Source organism: Microvirga aerilata (assembly GCF_016743775.1).
Classification (GTDB): domain Bacteria; phylum Pseudomonadota; class Alphaproteobacteria; order Rhizobiales; family Beijerinckiaceae; genus Microvirga; species Microvirga aerilata.
In genome coordinates this window covers 87081-105531 of sequence record NZ_JAEQMY010000009.1, presented here as the reverse complement: position 1 = coordinate 105531, position 18451 = coordinate 87081, and the positions used below count along the sequence as shown (strand labels likewise).

19 protein-coding genes and 1 riboswitch are annotated in these 18451 nt (G+C 65.4%); of the genes, 7 read left to right on the top strand and 12 right to left on the bottom strand.

What is annotated here, in order from left to right; all coding sequences use genetic code 11:
- Positions 1 to 100: 100 nt before the first annotated feature.
- The 11 genes from JKG68_RS08630 to coxB form a co-directional block, all read right to left on the bottom strand.
- Entirely contained in the window at positions 101 to 1384 is a 1284-nt protein-coding gene (locus tag JKG68_RS08630; RefSeq protein ID WP_202058159.1) for a M16 family metallopeptidase, read from the bottom strand.
- Complete coding sequence (gene thrC / locus JKG68_RS08625) at positions 1381 to 2796, bottom strand: threonine synthase (protein WP_202058157.1); 1416 nt, start codon at positions 2794 to 2796, stop codon at positions 1381 to 1383. Before thrC ends, JKG68_RS08630 begins: the two co-directional genes overlap by 4 nt.
- A 75-nt stretch (positions 2797 to 2871) precedes the next feature.
- On the bottom strand, positions 2872 to 3408 hold the full coding sequence (locus tag JKG68_RS08620; protein WP_202058151.1) for a GNAT family N-acetyltransferase: 537 nt from the start codon (positions 3406 to 3408) through the stop codon (positions 2872 to 2874).
- Between the two features lie 226 nt (positions 3409 to 3634).
- Positions 3635 to 4396, bottom strand: a complete 762-nt coding sequence (locus JKG68_RS08615) for an SURF1 family protein (protein ID WP_202058144.1) — start codon at positions 4394 to 4396, stop codon at positions 3635 to 3637.
- Positions 4393 to 4764: a DUF983 domain-containing protein gene (locus JKG68_RS33315; RefSeq protein ID WP_312890758.1), complete on the bottom strand. Its 372-nt coding sequence runs from the start codon at positions 4762 to 4764 to the stop codon at positions 4393 to 4395. The genes JKG68_RS08615 and JKG68_RS33315 overlap by 4 nt, the downstream gene beginning before the upstream one ends.
- A gap of 118 nt (positions 4765 to 4882) precedes the next feature.
- Positions 4883 to 5740, bottom strand: a complete 858-nt coding sequence (locus tag JKG68_RS08605; RefSeq protein WP_202058140.1) for a cytochrome c oxidase subunit 3 — start codon at positions 5738 to 5740, stop codon at positions 4883 to 4885.
- Positions 5741 to 5808: 68 nt separating this feature from the next.
- A complete protein-coding gene (locus tag JKG68_RS08600; protein WP_202058138.1) occupies positions 5809 to 6399 on the bottom strand; it encodes a cytochrome c oxidase assembly protein in 591 nt (196 codons plus the stop codon).
- 8 nt (positions 6400 to 6407) lie between these two features.
- Complete coding sequence (locus JKG68_RS08595; protein WP_202058136.1) at positions 6408 to 6569, bottom strand: cytochrome c oxidase system small membrane protein; 162 nt, start codon at positions 6567 to 6569, stop codon at positions 6408 to 6410.
- Positions 6570 to 6573: 4 nt separating this feature from the next.
- Entirely contained in the window at positions 6574 to 7530 is a 957-nt protein-coding gene (locus JKG68_RS08590) for a heme o synthase (RefSeq protein ID WP_202058133.1), read from the bottom strand.
- 135 nt (positions 7531 to 7665) lie between these two features.
- A complete protein-coding gene (gene ctaD / locus JKG68_RS08585; RefSeq protein WP_202058131.1) occupies positions 7666 to 9285 on the bottom strand; it encodes a cytochrome c oxidase subunit I in 1620 nt (539 codons plus the stop codon).
- A gap of 28 nt (positions 9286 to 9313) precedes the next feature.
- The gene (gene coxB, locus JKG68_RS08580) at positions 9314 to 10171 is read right to left on the bottom strand and encodes a cytochrome c oxidase subunit II (protein WP_202058129.1); all 858 of its coding nucleotides are present in this window, start codon (positions 10169 to 10171) and stop codon (positions 9314 to 9316) included.
- Positions 10172 to 10485: 314 nt separating this feature from the next.
- On the opposite strand from coxB, the gene JKG68_RS08575 reads away from it, so the two are divergent.
- Both JKG68_RS08575 and JKG68_RS08570 read left to right on the top strand, forming a co-directional pair.
- Positions 10486 to 10998 carry an invasion associated locus B family protein gene (locus JKG68_RS08575; RefSeq protein WP_202058122.1) on the top strand — a complete coding sequence of 171 codons (513 nt, stop codon included), beginning with the start codon at positions 10486 to 10488 and terminating at the stop codon, positions 10996 to 10998.
- Between the two features lie 26 nt (positions 10999 to 11024).
- Positions 11025 to 11600: a hypothetical protein gene (locus JKG68_RS08570; protein ID WP_202058112.1), complete on the top strand. Its 576-nt coding sequence runs from the start codon at positions 11025 to 11027 to the stop codon at positions 11598 to 11600.
- A gap of 70 nt (positions 11601 to 11670) precedes the next feature.
- On the opposite strand, the gene JKG68_RS08565 is transcribed toward JKG68_RS08570, so the two are convergent.
- Positions 11671 to 12975 (bottom strand): hemolysin family protein, encoded by a 1305-nt coding sequence (locus tag JKG68_RS08565; protein WP_202058111.1) that lies wholly within the window; start codon positions 12973 to 12975, stop codon positions 11671 to 11673.
- A gap of 162 nt (positions 12976 to 13137) precedes the next feature.
- Positions 13138 to 13229: riboswitch (glycine riboswitch) on the top strand.
- A 158-nt stretch (positions 13230 to 13387) separates the two neighbouring features.
- Between JKG68_RS08565 and gcvT the strand changes: the two genes are divergently transcribed.
- Genes gcvT through gcvPB form a run of 5 tightly spaced genes read left to right on the top strand, consistent with a single transcriptional unit; the run spans position 13388 to position 18439 of the window.
- Positions 13388 to 14536, top strand: coding sequence for a glycine cleavage system aminomethyltransferase GcvT (gcvT, locus tag JKG68_RS08560; RefSeq protein WP_202058104.1), 1149 nt, complete (start codon positions 13388 to 13390; stop codon positions 14534 to 14536).
- A 17-nt stretch (positions 14537 to 14553) separates the two neighbouring features.
- A complete protein-coding gene (gene gcvH, locus JKG68_RS08555; protein WP_202058102.1) occupies positions 14554 to 14928 on the top strand; it encodes a glycine cleavage system protein GcvH in 375 nt (124 codons plus the stop codon).
- 25 nt (positions 14929 to 14953) lie between these two features.
- Entirely contained in the window at positions 14954 to 15427 is a 474-nt protein-coding gene (locus tag JKG68_RS08550; protein ID WP_202058100.1) for an OsmC family protein, read from the top strand.
- A gap of 19 nt (positions 15428 to 15446) precedes the next feature.
- A complete protein-coding gene (gene gcvPA, locus JKG68_RS08545; RefSeq protein WP_202058098.1) occupies positions 15447 to 16787 on the top strand; it encodes an aminomethyl-transferring glycine dehydrogenase subunit GcvPA in 1341 nt (446 codons plus the stop codon).
- A complete protein-coding gene (gene gcvPB / locus JKG68_RS08540; protein ID WP_246515226.1) occupies positions 16787 to 18439 on the top strand; it encodes an aminomethyl-transferring glycine dehydrogenase subunit GcvPB in 1653 nt (550 codons plus the stop codon). The genes gcvPA and gcvPB overlap by 1 nt, the downstream gene beginning before the upstream one ends.
- The last annotated feature ends 12 nt before the right edge of the window (positions 18440 to 18451 follow it).

Genomic DNA, 18451 nt, shown 5'->3' with positions numbered 1-18451 from the left:
CAGGACTCGTTGGTTATTGTTACCACGCGCCCATGGGGCGCGTTTGCGGCGGGATTGAGGAGAATCGGCCTTGACCCAAAGGCAGGCGCGGCCGAAAAATTCAGCCGCGCAGTCCTGACGCAATGATATCGAGAGAGGGCAAGCCCTTGATGGGGCCGATTGCCGCCAGGGTCGGCGCGCCCTGGAGCAGGACGCGCCCCGCCTCGCGCACATGCTCCACCTCGAGCGCATCGACCTTGCGGACGATCTCCTCGCTCTCCACCACGCGCCCCCAGGACAGGAGCTGGCGGGCGACGCGCTCGATGCGGCCGCCCGGCGTCTCCAAGGCCGTGAGGAGCGCGACCTTCATCTGCGCCTTGGCGCGGACCAGCTCGACCTCGCTGATGTCCTGCGTGGCCTGCGCCATGCAGGCGAGCGTCACGTCCATCAGCTCGCGCACATCCGAGGCTCCGGTGCCGGCGCCGATGCCAAAGAGGCCGCAATCCGAGAAGGGCCAGTGGAAGGAGTCGATGGAGTAGGCAAGGCCACGGGTCTCGCGCACCTCGTGCCAGAGGCGCGAGGTCAATCCGCCGCCGAGCATATGGGCAAAGAGGTGGGCGCCGTAGTAGCCGGGATCCTTGAACGACAGGCCCGGCAGTCCGAGAACCAGGTTGGCCTGTTCCAGCTTGCGGGAAATCCGCCTCTCTCCGCCGGTGTAGCGTCCGGGCTCCGGCTGCCGCGCCTCGACGGCCGGCATCGCGCCGAAGAGCCGTTCGGCGATGTCGACGATCCGGGCATGGTCCACGTCGCCGGCGGCCGCCAGCACCATCTTGCCGGGGGTGTATTCCCGCGCCAGGAAGGCACGGATCGTCGCCTCGTCGAAGCTCTTGATGGTGTCCGGGGTGCCCAGGATCGGCCGGCCAACGGCCTGGCCCGCGAAAGCGGTTTCCATGAAGGCGTCGTAGATGAGGTCGTCGGGCGTGTCCTCGACGGCGGCGTATTCCTGCAGGATCACGCCCTTCTCGCGGGCAAGCTCGCCCGCGTCGAAGGCGGAGTTGATGAGGATGTCGCCGAGCACGTCGAGGGCGACGTCCACGTTCTCGCCGAGAACGCGGGCCGTGTAGCTCGTGTATTCGACGCTGGTGGCGGCATTGATGTCGCCGCCCACATTCTCGATGTCCTCGGCGATCTGGCGGGCGGAGCGCCGCGCCGTGCCCTTGAAGGCCATGTGCTCGATGAGGTGGGACAGGCCATGCTCATGCGGCTCTTCGTGGCGCGAGCCGGTGCCGACCCAGACGCCAAGTGTCGCGGTGGCGATCTCCGGCATGCGCTCGGTGGCCACCATCAGGCCGTTGGACAGGGTGGTGATGTCGATCCGCTTCTCGCGGACGAAATGCTGGTTCATGCGGCAACGCCTTTGACGGCCCGCGCGCGCTCGCGGATGAAGCGCTCGACCGCGGCCTGCTCGTTGGGGAGCACCGTGAAGCTCTCCCGGCGCTCCATCAGATCCGCCATGTGCGGCGGAAGTGCGGGGCGCGTTCCGGTGGCGCGCTCGACCGCGTCGGGGAACTTGGCCGGATGCGCGGTGGACAGAGCCACGACCGGGGTCTGCGGATCATCCTTCAGCAGGGTGCGGCCGGCGCGGGTGGCGATGGCGCTGTGCGGGTCGAGCACGTAGCCGGTTTGGCGATAGGTCTCGGCCATCTCATCGATCACCTGGGCCTCGTTCACGGCCTCGGCCGAGAACTCCTGGCGGATGCGGGAAAGGGGATCTGCGTCGATCATGAAGGCGCGGGACTGGCTGAGGCTTCCCATGAGGCGGCGGATCGTTTCGCCGTCGCGATCATAGGCCTCGAACAGCAGGCGCTCGAAGTTCGACGAGATCTGGATGTCCATGGAGGGCGAGGTGGTGGGCTGCACGCCCTTGAGCTCATAGGAACCGGAACCCAAGGTCCGGGCCAAAATATCGTTGGCGTTGGTGCCGATCATCAGCCGCTCGACCGGAAGGCCCATGCGCTTGGCGACCCAGCCGGCCAGGATGTCGCCGAAATTGCCGGTAGGCACCGCGAAGGAGACCGGCCGGCGAGGGCCGCCGAGCGCCACGGCGGCGGTGAAGTAGTAGACGGCCTGGGCCGCGACGCGGGCCCAGTTGATGGAGTTTACCCCTGAGAGCTGCAGCTCGTCGCGGAAGCGGGCATGGTTGAACATGCCCTTCACCATGGTCTGGCAATCGTCGAAGGTGCCCTCCACCGCAAGGGCGTGAACGTTGGGGGAGGCGACCGCGGTCATCTGGCGGCGCTGCACGTCCGAGACGCGGCCGTGGGGGTAGAGGATGAAGATGTCGACCTGATCAAGCCCCTTGAAGGCCTCGACCGCCGCGCTGCCCGTGTCGCCCGAGGTGGCGCCCACGATGGTGGCACGGGCCCCGCGGGCTTTCAGCACATGGTCCATGAGCCGGCCGAGCAGCTGCATCGCTACGTCCTTGAAGGCGAGCGTGGGGCCGTGGAAAAGCTCGAGCACGAACAGGTTGTCGCCGAGCTGGGTCAGCGGGCAGACGGCGGCATGGCGGAACGAGGCGTAGGACTCGTCGATCATGCGCGAAAGGGCGGCTTCCGGGATGTCGCCGTCAATCAGCGGGCCGAGCACGGCCTTGGCGACTTCCGCGTAGGGTTGTCCGGCAAAGCCCTGGATCGTAGCGGCGCTCAGGGTCGGCCAGCGTTCCGGCATGTAGAGGCCGCCGTCACGGGCAAGGCCGGTCAGCAGGGCATCGGCGAAACCGAGCGCGGGGGCTTCTCCCCGGGTCGAGACGTGGAGCACGTTCAATCTCCTGGAAATTCGGGCGGACATTATGGTCATGGACCGGACACGGCAAGCCGCATCCGGTCGCAGACATCATGGTTTTATCCGCGCCATCGCATAAGCATCGACGAAGGCGCCACCCCGGAAGGCGAATTCCCGGTGGGTGCCCTCGATTTCGAAGCCGTTGCGCTTGTAGAGCGCGATGGCCGGAGCGTTGTCCACATAGACGGTGAGCTCGATGCGCTTCAGGTTCAGCCAGTCGTCGGCGATCATGATCAGCTCGCGCAGCAGCCGGGAGCCGATGCCTTGTCCATGGAAGTCGTCGTGCAGGCCCATGCCCAGACAGGCGACGTGGGCGCGGCGGCCCTGAAGGCGCTCGAAGCCGCCGCTGCCGATGATCCGGCCGTCCTTCTCGACCACGAGGTTGACGTTGTTGGCCGGATTGATGCCCTCAAGCCATTTCCGGGTCGCCTCGGGCGACTGGTAGGGGAGCCGCAGGGTGCCCCAGCGATAGCCGGGCATGTTGCCCAGGGCCGCGATGCCCTCGCAGTCTCCAGGTCGCGCCGCCCGGATGACGATGTCTTCGGCATTTGCGGTGTCGATGGAATATGATGCTTCTTGTGCGTCCATGTCGCTCTCCTTGTGAAAACGGAGGCGAACGGAGCCTTGAAAGCCCTGCTCGTCTCCGCAGGGCTTTTCCAGAAAATGCTTGACGCTTTTAGACGCGCAAAGCCTCTCCCGTGCGCCCTGCAAGGCGCATGGTGAGATGGGTTACGGTCGTGAGCAGCGTAAACATGGAAGGGATGGTACAGTATCTCAGCAGAGTGCCAAACCCCTCTTGCAAGCTTTCCTTCACCTACTCGCCTGACGCCGGCCGTTTCAGCCTTTGCCATGCGAAGGCGCTGAAAACGCCGATCAGCGTGAGGGCGATACCGAACCAGGTAAGCGCATATTGCAGGTGGTTGTTCGGCAGGGTGAGCAGGGTCTGCCCGCCACGGGGCCACCCGCCCGGGTTGGGGCTTGCACCCGCGTCGATCAGAAAGGGCGCGACGCGCTCGAGATTGTGGGCTGCGGCGATGGCCTGAGGGTCGCGGGCAAACCACTGATTGCGGGCGGGGTTGTCGGCTGGCGTGAAGGAATTGCGCGCCTCGGGCGCACGCACGAGGCCGGTGACCGTGACTTCTCCCGCGGGCAGGCTCTCGGGGCGACGGCGAGGGTCGCGCAGGTCGGTTGGTATGAAGCCCCGGTTGATCATCACGACCGCACCTGTGGCGAGCCGCAGGGGGGTGATCAGGTAGAAGCCCTGGATCGGCGCGCCCTGCCGTTCGCCGGCGGCCAAGCCATAGACTGGAGCCTCAAAGGAATGAAGAAAGGTGCCGGTGACCCGGACCTTCCGGAACTCGTCCTGATCGGCGCGCCAGGTGGCCCATTGCTCTTCCGGCACGATGGAGCCCGGCTCGCCATAGGCGCGGGCCGCGATCCGGGAGATCAGATCTTCCTTCCAGGCCTTGCGCTGGAGCTGCCAGGTGCCCAGCCCGATCAGGACAGCGAGGGCCGCGAGCGCTACAAGTCCCGGAAGAACAAGGGAGCGCCCTTTGTACGAGCTGACGGCTGTCACTTCTCGAAGCGCCCTTCCTCGGCCTTGTGGTGGTATTGGAGGGCCACCAGAACGCCTTTCAGGGGCCGCACGAGCACGAGGCTCAGGATGACGCTCAAGGCGGACCACATGACAAGGTGGACCCAGATCGGCGGTTCATAGGCGAACTCCGCCCAGAGGGCGAGAGCCACCACCACGATGCCCACGATGGACATGACGAAGAAGGCGGGGCCGTCGCCCGTGTCGGCGAAGGCAAGATCGAGGCCGCAGACATCGCATTTCGGCCGAACCTTCAGATAGCCCTTGAACAGGTGCCCCTTGCCGCAGCGGGGGCATAGCCCTTTCAAGCCGACGGGAATGGGTGAGGGGGCGGAAGGATCCTGTGCCACGGCGTTTCTCCAAAAGGGCTGCCGGTCAACGGGTTCCTGCACAAATGGTGGCAGGAGGCCCAAAAGCGAAGGGCGGCCGTGAAAGCCGCCCTTGCCGGTTTGCTGCTGCTGGGCGGGCTTAGTGCCCGGCTCCGCTTCCGCCGTAGCCCCATACATAGATGGCGGCGAAGAGGAAGAGCCACACCACGTCGACGAAGTGCCAGTACCAGGCGGCGAACTCGAACCCGAGATGCTGCTGGGGCGTGAAGTCGCCGCGATAGACGCGCAGCAGGCAGATGGCCAGGAAGATCGTGCCGATGATCACGTGGGCGCCGTGGAAGCCCGTCGCCATGAAGAAGGTGGCGCCGTAGATGTTGCCGCTGAACCCGAAGGCCGCATGGCTGTACTCGTAGGCCTGCACGAAGCTGAAGATGATGCCCAGGATCACCGTGAGCCACAGGCCCGCCTTGAGGCCCTTACGGTCGTTCTCCAGAAGCGCGTGGTGCGCCCAGGTGACCGTGGTGCCGGAGGTGAGCAGGATCAGGGTGTTGAGGAGCGGCAGGTGCCAGGGGTCGAAGGTCTCGATGCCCTTGGGGGGCCAGACGCCGCCGAGCGACTCGATGCGCGAGTAGAGCTGCGGGTCGCCGGCATAGAGCGCGGCATCGAAATAGGCCCAGAACCAGGCCGCGAAGAACATCACCTCGGAGGCGATGAACATGATCATGCCGTAGCGGTGGTGAAGCTGGACCACGCGGGTATGCGAGCCGGTATTGGCCTCGCGCACCACGTCGCTCCACCAGGCGAGCATCGTGTAGAGGACGCCGATGATGCCGGCACCGAAGATGAAGGGGCCGAGATCCATCCCGGCGATCATGATGTCCTTCCACCAGGTCACGAACCCGGAGGCCAGCAGGAAGGCGCTGACCGCGCCGATGAGCGGCCACGGGCTCGGTTCAAGGATGTGGTAGTCGTGGTTCTTGGCGTGGGCCTCGGCCATTTCGTATCGTCTCCGTGCCTCGAATGTGAACTCGCTTTAAGACGTTTCTGTCCAGCTTGTCACGTGTCTTATTGAGCAATGGTCTTGGTTGAAGATGTCGCCTCCGCCACCGGCTTTCCCGCCTTGGAGGGGAAGTAGGTGTAGGAGAGGGTGATGGTGTCCAGGTCCTTCACGTCGGCATCCTGCACGAGGCGGGGATCCACGTAGAAGACGACGGCCGATTCCAGGGTTTCGCCGGCCTGCAGGGTCTGCTCGGTGAAGCAGAAGCATTCGAGCTTCGAGAAGTACGTGCCCGCAAGGTCGGGCTGCACGTTGTAGGTGGCGATGCCCGTGCTCGGCTTATCCCCAAGGTTCGTGACCTTGTACAGGACCGTGGTGGTTTCGCCGAGCTTGACCTTGACCTCCGGGGTCTCCGGCGAGAAGCGCCAGTTGAGGCCCGGCGCCACATTGGAGTCGAAGCGGACGGAGATCGTCCGGTTGACCACTTCCGATGCGTTCTCGCTGCGCGCGATGGGCGTTCCGCCGAAGCCCGTCACCTTGCAGAGGAGGTCGTAGAGGGGCACGGACGCGTAGGCGAGACCGACCATGCCCGCGACGACGCCGACGCAGGCCAGGACCGTGCCGCGGATCTTGCGTTGGGTGTCAGGGGTCTCAGCCATATCCAGCCTCACATGGGGCGCTGCAGGACGTCGGGTCCAAGCTTTGCGATCGTGACAACGTAGAACAGGAGAACGAGGACGCCGAGAGTGAGCGCCAGGGCAAGCGAACGCTTGCGGCGGCGCTTCTGTTCCTCGGACGTCAGGCGAAGGGGGGCTTTGGGATCCGCCATCCGATCACCCGAAGACCGGACGGAAGAAGCCGAGGCCGTGTTCTGCCAGAAGGGTGGCGAACAGCAGGAAGAGATACAGGATCGAGAAGGCGAACAGCTGCTGGGCCACCTTCATGGCGGGCTCGCCCTGCCGCAGGCGATAGACCTGGAGGGCCAGGGCCAGCATCCCGAGGCCGCCGATCACCGCGATGACCGCATAGGCCAGTCCGCCGAAGCCGAGGGCAACGGGGGCAAGCCCCAAGGGCGCCAGCAGCACCGTATAGACCAGGATCTGGGTGCGGGTGGAGTCGGGGCCCGCCACGTTCGGCATCATGGGGATGCCCGCGCGCTGGTAGTCGCCGGATTTCACGAGGGCGAGCGCCCAGAAATGGGGCGGCGTCCACATGAAGATGATGGCGAAGAGAACGATGCTGTCCCAGGCCACGTGGCCGGTGACGGCCGCCTGCGCAACCACCGGGGGGAGGGCGCCGGCCGCGCCGCCGATGACGATGTTCTGCGGCGTCGAGCGCTTCAGCCACATGGAGTAGACGATGACGTAGAAGAAGATGGTGAAGGCCAGCAGGCCTGCGGCAAGCCAGTTGCTCACGAGGCCGAGAATGATCACCGAGCCGGCCGAGAGCGTCACGCCGAAAGCGAGCGCCTCGCCGGGCTCGATCTTGCCTGCCGGGATCGGGCGCTTGGCCGTGCGGGTCATGACCGCGTCGATGTCTGCGTCCCACCACATGTTCAGGCAGCCCGAGGCGCCGCCGCCGACCGCGATCATCAGGAGCGACACGAAGGCCACCACGGGATGCACGTTGGGGTGGCTGACGACCATGCCCACGAGCGCCGTGAACACGACCAGAAACATCACGCGGGGCTTCAGGAGGGCGAAGAAGTCGGACACGTCCCCTTGGGAGAGGCCTGCCGTGGCAAAGCTCTCGGTATGGTTATCGGCCAAACTGTTCGACATGGTGCTCATCACAGGTGATCTTCCGAAATGCCGGGACGAGGCCCGAAAGGCCTCCGGATTGTCGGCTCCTCGCCGCAGGGCTTAGGCCGAGCCCAAGCCCTCTGGGGAGGAGCGGGCGGCGCCAGGGCCGCCCAGCTCGGATTGTTAGTGTCCGGTGTCCACCACGCGGGGCAGGGTCTCGAACTGGTGGAACGGAGGCGGAGACGACAGCGTCCACTCCAGGGTCGTTGCCCCTTCGCCCCACGGATTGTCCGCAGCCCGCTCCTTGCGGATGAAGGCGTAGACCACGCCGAACATGAAGATGAACAGGCCGGCGAAGAACACGTAGCCACCGATGGAGGACACCATGTTCCAGCCCGCGAACGCATCCGGGTAGTCCGCATAGCGGCGCGGCATGCCGGACAGGCCGAGGAAGTGCATCGGGAAGAACAGCACGTTGGAGCCGATGAAGGCGACCCAGAAATGCAGCTTTCCGATCCATTCGGGCATGATGTAGCCCGTGATCTTCGGGAACCAGTAGTACATGCCCGCGAAGATCACGAAGACGGCGCCGAGGGACAGCACGTAGTGGAAGTGAGCCACCACGTAGTAGGTGTCGTGCATGTAGCGATCGACGGGAGCGTTCGCCAGAACCACGCCGGTGACGCCGCCGACCGTGAACAGGAACACGAAGCCGACCGACCACTGCATGGCCGCCGTGAAGCGGATGGAGCCGCCCCACATGGTGGCGATCCACGAGAAGATCTTCACGCCCGTGGGCACCGCGATCACCATGGTGGCGAACACGAAATAGGCCTGGGTCTGGAGCGAGAGGCCGACGGTGTACATGTGGTGCGCCCACACGACGAAGCCGACCACGCCGATCGCCACCATGGCGTAGGCCATGCCGAGATAGCCGAAGATCGGCTTCTTGGAGAAGGTGGAGATGATGTGGCTGACGATGCCGAAGGCCGGCAGGATCATGATGTACACTTCGGGGTGTCCGAAGAACCAGAACAGGTGCTGGTAGAGGACCGGATCGCCACCGCCCGACGGGTCGAAGAAGGTGGTGCCGAAATTACGGTCGGTCAGCAGCATCGTGATCGCGCCTGCCAGAACCGGCAGCGACAGGAGCAGCAGGAACGCGGTCACCAGCATGGCCCAGGCAAACAGCGGCATCTTGTGCAGCGTCATGCCCGGAGCGCGCATGTTGAGGATCGTGGTGATGAAGTTGATCGCGCCCAGGATCGAGGCCGCGCCGGCAAGGTGCAGGGCCAGGATGCCGAAATCGAGCGCGGGTCCCGGGTGTCCGACCGTCGAGAGCGGCGGGTAGACGGTCCAGCCGCCGCCGAAGCCGAGCGAGCCCGGAGCGCCCTCGACGAAGAGCGAGCAGAGCATCAGGGCGAAGGCCGAGACGGTGAGCCAGAACGAGATGTTGTTCATCCGCGGGAAGGCCATGTCGGGCGCGCCGATCATGATCGGGATGAACCAGTTGCCGAAGCCGCCGATCAGGGTGGGCATCACCATGAAGAACACCATGATGAGGCCGTGGCCGGTCACGAAGACGTTGTAGGCCTGCGGGTTGGAGAAGTACTGGAGCCCCGGTTCCTGGAGTTCCAGGCGCATGCCGATGGAGAGCAGGCCGCCGATGATGCCGGCCGTGAAGCCGAAGATGAGGTAGAGCGAGCCGATGTCCTTGTGGTTCGTGGAATAGAACCACCGGCGCCAGAAGCTCGGGAGATGATCGTGGTGATCCGCGTGAGCGGCATCAGCTGCATGTGCCATGATAGACCTCTGTGGTCCTTTTTTCCGATTATTGAGCTGTCGCGAACTTGACCGGGGCCGAGCCGTCCGTGGAAGCATAACGCTGCTTCGCCTCGGTCAGCCAAGCGGCATATTGCTGCTCGCTCACGACGCGGACTTCGATGGGCATGTAAGGATGGCCGTTGCCGCAGAGTTCCGAGCACTGGCCGAAATAGACGCCTTCCTTCTCGGCCTTGAACCAGACTTCGTTCAGGCGTCCGGGAATGGCGTCGACCTTGAAGTAGAAGGACGGCACCGTGAAGGAGTGCATCACGTCGGCCGAGGTGACCTGAACGCGAACCACCTTGCCCACCGGCACGACCATCGCGTTGTCGGCGCCCAGCAGGCGCGGCTGGTCGGGCTTCAGGTCCTTGGCGTCGGCGATCATGTTCGAGTCGAACTTGAAGCCGCCGCCCTGATCCGCCGGGTACTCGTAGCCCCAGTACCAGGAATAACCGGTCACCTTCACCACCAGGTCGGCCTGCGGCGGCACGAGCTGCTGGCGCAGGAGCCGGAAGGACGGAATGGCGATGGCCACGAGGATCAGAACCGGAATGATGGTCCAGGCAACCTCGAGCAGCGAGTTGTGGGTGGTCTTCGAGGGAACCGGGTTCTTGTTCTCGTTGAAACGGAAAACGATCACAAGAAGCAGGGCCAGCACGAAGACGCAGATTACGGTGATCAGCCAAACCAGGTAGGTGTGGAAGTTGGACACGTTCTGTCCCAACTCGGTCACCATTTCCTGCATGCCGGTTTCCCAGGGGGAGGGCCGGCCGGCGGCGGCAAACGCCTCACTTATGCCCAATACAAGTGTGACCGCTGCCGTGGAGAGGGCGGTCACCGATCGACGTCCAGTCTCGATCCGCATCGGCGTTCCAAAGCTCCTAAAGATGTGATGGCCTTGAGGCCATGGAAGCATCGGGGAGGGCGCGGGCGAGCCAATAGCGGCGCCCGGCTTGCGCCATCACCTTTGATCTGCGTCAAAGACCACAGGATGCGATGAAGCGCAACGGTGCTGACGTCGCAATTTATGCGTCATAACCGCCAAAAGGCGTTTCCGGGCGCCAATCGGCCTCTCTCGCTTGACATCGCGCCCCCTGGCATGGTCCCAACGGGCCAAAGATGGATCGAAGCGGCGGCAGGCCGCTCCCCTGAAAAAGGGGTTCAGGAATGGAGAGACCGATGGGCGCATCCCGCTGGGTTCGCTTTGGCGCGGCAGTATTCTTGGGGCTCTCAGTCCTGTCCGGCATGGATGAGGCCAGCGCCCAGGGCATGGTCAAGAACACCTTCGGCGAGTGGCAGATGCGCTGCGAGACCCCGGCCGGAGCGACGGCCGAGCAATGCGCCCTCGTTCAGAATGTCGTTGCGGAAGATCGTCCCAACGTCACCCTCGTCATTATTGTGTTGAAAACCGCCGATGGCAAAAGCCGCCTCCTGCGCGTGGTCGCGCCTCTTGGTATTCTGTTGCCCTCGGGCCTGGGCCTCAAGATCGACCAGACGGATATCGGCCGTGCGGGCTTCGTCCGCTGCCTGGCCACGGGCTGCGTCGCTGAGGTGGTGATGGAGGACAACCTGATCGGGCAGATGAAGACCGGGCAGGCGGCAACCTTCATCGTCTTCCAGACGCCCGAGGAGGGGATCGGCATTCCCGTGTCCCTGAACGGATTTGCGGCCGGGTTCGACGCCCTGCCATAAGAGATGAAGAAGGTTGGGGGATTCTCATGAGTGACGGATGGGGCCGGAAGGCCGGATGGACGGTCGCGGTGCTTGGCCTGTCGGCCCTGACGGGCTGCGGGGCGCCGGGTGAGGGCGGCTTCGGCGTGGGCGACATGCTGCTCACCGGGGGAGCCACCCTGGCTCCGGCCCAATCGGCCGAAAGTCGTGACGTTTACTGCCCGACCGTGGACGTCGTCGACGGAGGCGCCGCCCTCCAGGTTCGCGGCGGAGGCGAGGCTGGCTCCATCCGCAGTCAGGTTGCCCTGGGAGAGCTGGCGCGGGAATGCGTCGGCCAGCCGGACGGCACCACCCTCGTGCGGGTGGGCGTCGAGGCGCGGGCGCTCCTGGGCGGTGGCGGATCGGCGGGCCGCTATGACGTGCCCATCCAGATTGTCGTCAAGCGCGGCGATACCGTTCTGGCGAACCGCTCCCGGCGCGTGGCCGCGGCCATCCCGGCCGGCGAAACCCAGACGACGGTGTCCGTGGTGGAAGAGGGCATCGTTGTGCCGGCCGCCTATGCCAACGATTTCGTGATCCAGGTCGGCCTCGGCAACGCCGCGGCGGGCCGGCGGCGCGGCTAGAGCATCGAGCCCGGAAGTGTGATGCACTTTTGGGCTCGGTTCGATGCTCCCATTACTGACGCACCAGCACTCAATAGTTGGCGGCGGCACCCGCTCTCTGGTTCAAGGGAGCGGCCAGAACCTTGTCGATGCGGCGCTCGTCAAGGTCGATGACCTCGAAGCGCCAGCCGAGGGCGTCCACATGCTCGCCGGTGTTGGGAAGGTGCTGGAGTTCGCTGATCACCAGGCCGCCCACCGTGTGATAGCTGCGCGCGTCAGGCAACGTGACGCCCAGAACCTCGGCCATCTCGTCCACCGGCATGGAGCCTGCGAGCAGCCATGAGCCGTCCTCGCGCCGGACCGCATCGGGGTCGGGCGCCTCGCCGTCCGACCGGAAGGCGCCGACGATCGCCTCCAGGGCGTCCGCAGGGGTCACGACCCCTTCGAAATGCCCATACTCGTCATGGACGAGGGCCATCGGCACCTCCGAGTCGCGTAGGGTCGACAGGGCGTCCAGGGCATAGAGGGTGTCCGGAATGACGGGGGCCTGCTGCACGTGCTTGCGGATGTCCAGGGGCTGGCCGGTCAGGAGCGCCGCCAGAAGCTCCCGGGATTGAACGACTCCGATCACGTTGTCGGGCGTTCCTTCGCTGACCGGCAGCCGCGAGTGCGGGGTCTCGATGAGCAGTTCGCGGATCGCCGCCTCGTCGTCGTCCAGGTCGATCCAGTCCACGTCCGTGCGCGGCGTCATGAGGCCGCGCACCGTCCGGTCGCCCAGGCGCAGCACGCCGGAGATCATGCGGCGCTCCTCCTCCTCGATCACGCCCGCGCTCTCGGCCTCGCCGACGAGCATCTTGATCTCCTCTTCGGTGACCGTCGTCTCCCCGTCGGAGCCCTTGCCGAACAGGCTGAAGATCAGGCCCGTAGAGGCATTCAGAAGCCAGACGGCCGGAGCCGCGACCTTCGAGACGATCAGCATCGCGGGGGCCATGGCGCAGGCGATGCCTTCCGGATGGCGCAGGGCCAGCTGCTTGGGCACGAGCTCGCCGATGACGATGGACAGGTAGGTGATGATGCCGATCACGAGGCCGTAGCCCAGGGGCTCGGCCGCGCCCTCGGGCATGCCCTGGGCCAGGAAGATCTCGGTCAGCCTGTGGCCGAGGGCCGCGCCCGAGAAGGCGCCCGCCAGAATGCCCACGAGGGTGATGCCGATCTGGACCGTGGACAGGAACCGCCCCGAATCCTCCATGAGGGTCAGGGCCGTGTTGGCTCCCCGGCGGCCCTGCTCGGCCAGCGCCTTGAGGCGTGGGCGGCGGGCGGAAACGATGGCAAGTTCGGAGAGGGCAAAGACGCCGTTCAGGGCGACGAGAGCGAGAGCGATGATCAGTTCGAGCAACGATGCATGGAGCTGCTGACCGGATCAGGCCGCGCTTCTCCCCTTCTGTGACAGATGGCCCCTAAGATGGAGCCTCCCGGGCGCGCCGTCAATTAAAGGGTGAACAGGGCTGCCCTGCTTTGTTGACAGGACCGCATTTCCTCTTCAGAGCTAAACCAGCCGATGATCCCCGCGGAAGAGACCGGGCGTAAGAGCCCGGCGCCGAAGGCGCAACCGCCCCGGAAACGCTCAGGCCAAAGGACCGCGCGGGAGCTGGCACTCTGGAAAGCGACGACGCTTCATAAGCGCCGTCCACCGACGGGCGTAACCTTTCGCGAAAGCGATCAAGGGAAATCTCTCAGGTCTCGGGACAGAGGGGGCGCAAGCAGCGGGCCGCAAGGCTCGATGGAACGCGCACCTTTGAGGGAAACCGATGGCCGAGCCTGCCCACAGCGACGAGCCGCTTCTGCAAACCCCGCTGCATGACGAGCATGTGCGCTCGGGCGCCCGCATGGTGCCCTTCGCCGGCTACAGCATGCCGGTGCAGTATCCTGCCGGCATCCTGACCGAGCACAACTGGACCCGCGAGCATGCGGGCCTGTTCGACGTCTCGCATATGGGCCAAGCCTTCTTGGTGGCCGAGGACAAGAGCCACGAGACCGTGGCGAGGGCGCTCGAAGCGCTGATTCCCGCCGACGTCTTGAACCTCAAGCCGAACCAGCAGCGCTATTCGCAGCTCCTCGCCCAGGATGGCGGCATCCTCGACGACCTCATGGTCACCCGCGTAGGCGCTCCGGGGCATGAGGGCTGGCTCTATCTGGTGGTGAACGCCTCCATGAAGGACGCCGATTACGCCCATATCCAGGCGCATTTGCCTCAAGGGGTCAGCCTGAACCGCAAGGACGGCTTGGCGCTCATGGCCCTTCAGGGGCCATCCGCCGCCGCCGTGCTCGCCGGGCTTGCGCCGGAGACCGCCGATCTTCCCTTCATGATGTCCGCCGGCGTGCAGGTCGACGGGATCCGGTGCCATGTCTCCCGCTCAGGCTACACGGGCGAGGACGGCTTCGAGATTTCCTGCCAGGCTGAAGATGCGGCGAAGCTCTGGAACAGGCTGCTGGCCGACCCGGAGGTGAAGCCCATCGGCCTCGGCGCGCGCGACTCGCTTCGGCTTGAGGCGGGCCTCTGCCTTTACGGCCACGATATCGACACCACCACGTCTCCCATCGAGGCAGGCCTGATCTGGTCGATCCAGAAGCGCCGCCGCGAGGAGGGAGGCTTCCCCGGGGCCGAGCGCGTCCAGCGCGAGATCAAGGAGGGCGCCGCCCGCGTTCGTGTCGGCATCAGGCCCGAGGGTCGCGCTCCGGCCCGCGAGGGCAGCATCATCACCACGCCCGACGGCCGGGAGGTCGGCGTCGTGACCTCCGGCGGCTTCGGCCCCACCGTCAACGGCCCGGTCGCCATGGGCTACGTGTCCAGGGACATGTCCGCCGTGGGCACGGACCTTCACCTCATCGTTCGCGGCAAGCCGCTGCCCGCCAAGGTCGCCGCCATGCCGTTCGCACCCCATCGCTACAAGCGCTAAGACCAGAGGAACCCAACATGACCACGCGCTACACCAAGGATCACGAATACATCCGCATCGAAGGCGACACCGGCATCGTCGGCATTTCCGAGTACGCCCAGGGCCAGCTTGGCGACGTGGTGTTCGTGGAGCTGCCGAGCGTCGGCAAAAGCCTGTCGAAGGGCGATGAGGCAGCCGTCGTCGAAAGCGTGAAGGCGGCAAGCGAAGTCTACGCGCCCGTGTCCGGCGAGGTGGTCGAGGTCAACAGCGACCTCGAAGCCTCCCCCGGAGCCGTCAACGAGGATCCTTCGGGCCGCGGCTGGTTCATGAAGATCCGCGTGAAGGATGAGGGCGAGCTCGGCGATCTCATGACCGAAGACCAGTATCAGGAATTCCTGAAATCGATCGGCTAACCATAAAAAAACGGGGGGAACCATCATGTCACATGAATACAGAGCGACGGTTCGCTGGAACCGTGACGGCGCCACATTCTCGGACAACCGTTACAGCCGCGGCCATCACTGGTCGTTCGACTGCGGGATCGAGGTGCTGGCATCCGCGTCCCCGTCCGTGGTGCCGCTGCCCCTCTCGCGGGAGGATGCGGTCGATCCGGAGGAGGCATTCGTCGCAGCAGTGTCGAGCTGTCACATGCTGACCTTCCTGTCGATTGCGGCCAAGAAGCGTTTCGTCATCGACAGCTACGTGGATCAGGCACTGGGCATCATGACGCCGAACGAGAAGGGCAAGCTCTATGTGTCCAAGGTGACCTTGGATCCCGTTATCGAGTTTTCGGGCGACAAAATGCCGACGCCTGAGCAGATCGCCGATCTGCATCATCTTGCACACCAGGAGTGCTTCATCGCCAATTCCGTGATCACGGAAATTGTCGTGGCGGGCATTCCCTCGCACTAAACTTCAAGGTTCATTGCCGATGCGCTATTTGCCACTCTCCGATACCGACCGCCGCGAAATGCTCGCGCGGATCGGCGTCAACACGGTTGACGAGCTTTTCGCCGACGTGCCGAAAAACCTGCTCCTGAAGGAACCGGTGGATCTGCCGCGCCGCAAGGGCGAGCTGGAGGTGGAGCGCATCCTCTCCCGCATGTCGGCGAAGAACGTCGCGGCCTCGTCCGTGCCGTTCTTCGTGGGCGCCGGCGCCTACAAGCACCATGTGCCCGCGACCGTCGATCACCTGATCCAGCGCTCCGAGTTCCTGACGAGCTACACGCCGTACCAGCCGGAGATCGCTCAAGGCACGCTGCAGTACCTCTTCGAATTCCAGACTCAGGTAGCCGCGCTCACCGGCATGGAGGTGGCGAACGCCTCCATGTATGACGGCTCCACCGGTACGGGCGAGGCGGTGCTCATGGCCCACCGCGTCACCAAGCGCCGAAAAGCAGTGCTCTCGGGCGGCCTGCACCCGCATTACGCGGATCTGGTTCGGACTCTCTCCGAGATGTCGAGCGACGATGTGGTGTCCATGCAGCCGGATGTCGGCGCGACCGAGGACATCCTGTCCCAGATCGACGACAGCACCTCTTGCGTGGTCGTGCAGTCGCCGGACGTGTTCGGCAACGTGCGTGACCTGAAGCCCATCGCCGAGAAGGCGCACCAGCACGGCGCGCTGCTCATCGCCGTCTTCACGGAAGCGGTGTCGCTCGGCCTCGTGGCCTCCCCCGGAAGCCAGGGCGCCGACATCGTGGTGGGCGAGGGGCAGTCCATCGGCAATGCGCTGAACTTCGGCGGACCCTATGTGGGCCTCTTCGCCACGCAGACCAAGTTCATCCGCCAGATGCCGGGCCGCCTCTGCGGCGAGACCGTGGACGCTGACGGCAGCCGCGGCTTCGTGCTGACGCTCTCGACCCGCGAGCAGCATATCCGCCGCGACAAGGCGACCTCGAACATCTGCACCAATTCGGGCCTCTGCGCGCTGGCCTTCACCATCCACATGACGCTGCTCGGCGAGGCGGGGCTCACGCGCCTTGCCCGCGTCAACCATGCGAATGCGGTGAAGCTGGCCGACCGGTTGGCCAGCGTGAACGGCGTCGAAGTGCTCAACAAGACCTTCTTCAACGAATTCACCGTGAAGCTCGCAAAGCCTGCGGCCGAAGTGGTGGAGCGTCTTGCCGAGAAGAGCGTACTTGCGGGCGTGCCCGTGTCGCGCCTTCTGCCCGGTGCCGGCCTCGACAACCTGCTGCTGGTGGCCTCCACCGAAGTGAACACCGATGATGACCGCGCGGCCTTATGCGCCGCCTTGAAGGAGGTTCTGTGATGTTGAACCGCCAGGGACGTCCCTCCGCTCCTCAGGCTCATGGCGTGTCCGATCCGGCCGCCGGGATGGGCGACGAGGCCGCTCGCCTGCAGGGCGACGCCAGCCGCGCTACCGGTTCTGCCGGAGGCAACCATCCGACCTTCACCGGCAACAAGGCGCTGGCGCAGATCGAGCCGCTGCTCTTCGAGATCGGCCGCTACGACACCACCGGCGTCGACATCGACGAGCCGGAGGATTTCCAGCCGCGCCTCGGCGGGCTGGAGCGCCGGGAGCCGATCGGCCTGCCGGGGCTGTCCGAGCCCGAGACCATGCGCCACTATGTGCGCCTGTCCCAGCAGAACTACGGCATCGACACGGGTCTCTTTCCGCTCGGCTCCTGCACCATGAAGCACAATGCGCGCCTCAACGAGCGCGTGGCGCGCCTGCCGGGCTTCTCGGACGTGCATCCCCTGCAGCCGGTCTCGACCGTGCAGGGCGCGCTGGAGCTCATGAACGAGCTCGGGCGCTATCTGGTCACGCTCACCAACATGACCGCCGTGGCGCTCTCGCCCAAGGCTGGCGCCCATGGCGAGCTCTGCGGCATGATGGCGATCAAGGCGGCTATCGAGGCCAGGGGCGAGGGCGCGACTCGCAACGTGGTGCTGGTGCCCGACTCCGCGCACGGCACGAACCCGGCGACAGCAGCCCTCATCGGCTTCAAGGTGAAGCCGGTGCCGGCCCGCGAGGACGGCTGGGTTCATGTGGAGGACGTGAAGGAGCGCCTCGGGCCCGACGTGGCCGCGATCATGCTCACGAACCCCAACACCTGCGGGCTCTTCGAGCCGCAAGTGGCGGAGATCGCGAAGGCGATCCACGATGCAGGCGCCTATTTCTACTGCGACGGGGCCAACTTCAACGCCATTGTGGGCAAGGCGAAGCCCGGCGATCTCGGCGTCGACGCCATGCACATCAACCTGCACAAGACCTTCTCGACGCCCCATGGCGGCGGCGGCCCGGGCTCCGGTCCGGTGGTGCTCTCCGAACGCCTCGCGCCCTTCGCGCCGGTGCCGTTCGTGCGGGTGAAGGATGGCGAGTTCGAGCTGGTGGAGCATAACGATGAGGCCGGCGGCTCCGCTGCTCCGTTCGGCCGCATGACCGCCTTCCATGGCCAGATGGGCATGTATGTGCGTGCCCTGTCCTTCATGCTCTCCCATGGTTCGGACGGCATGAAGCAGGCCTCCGAAGATGCGGTGCTCAACGCCAACTACATCCGCGCGGGCCTCGCCGACCTGATGTCGCTGCCCTTCGGCGACAAGCCGTGCATGCACGAGGTGCTGTTCGACGACGCCTGGCTCAAGGACACGGGCGTGACTACTCTCGATGTGGCCAAGGCCATGATCGACGAGGGTTACCACCCGATGACCATGTACTTCCCCCTGGTGGTGCATGGGGCCATGCTGATCGAGCCCACGGAGTCCGAATCGAAGGCGTCGCTGGACCTCTTCGTCGCGACCCTGCGGGATCTCGCCATGTCGGCCAAGAAGGGCGACAAGGAGCGCTTCACCGGCGCTCCCTACCACGCCCCGCGCCGCCGCCTCGACGAGACCCGTGCCGCCCGCAACCCGGTGCTCAAGTGGACCCCGCCTGCGCCTGTGGCAGAGGCCGCGGAGTAAACCTTTCAAGAC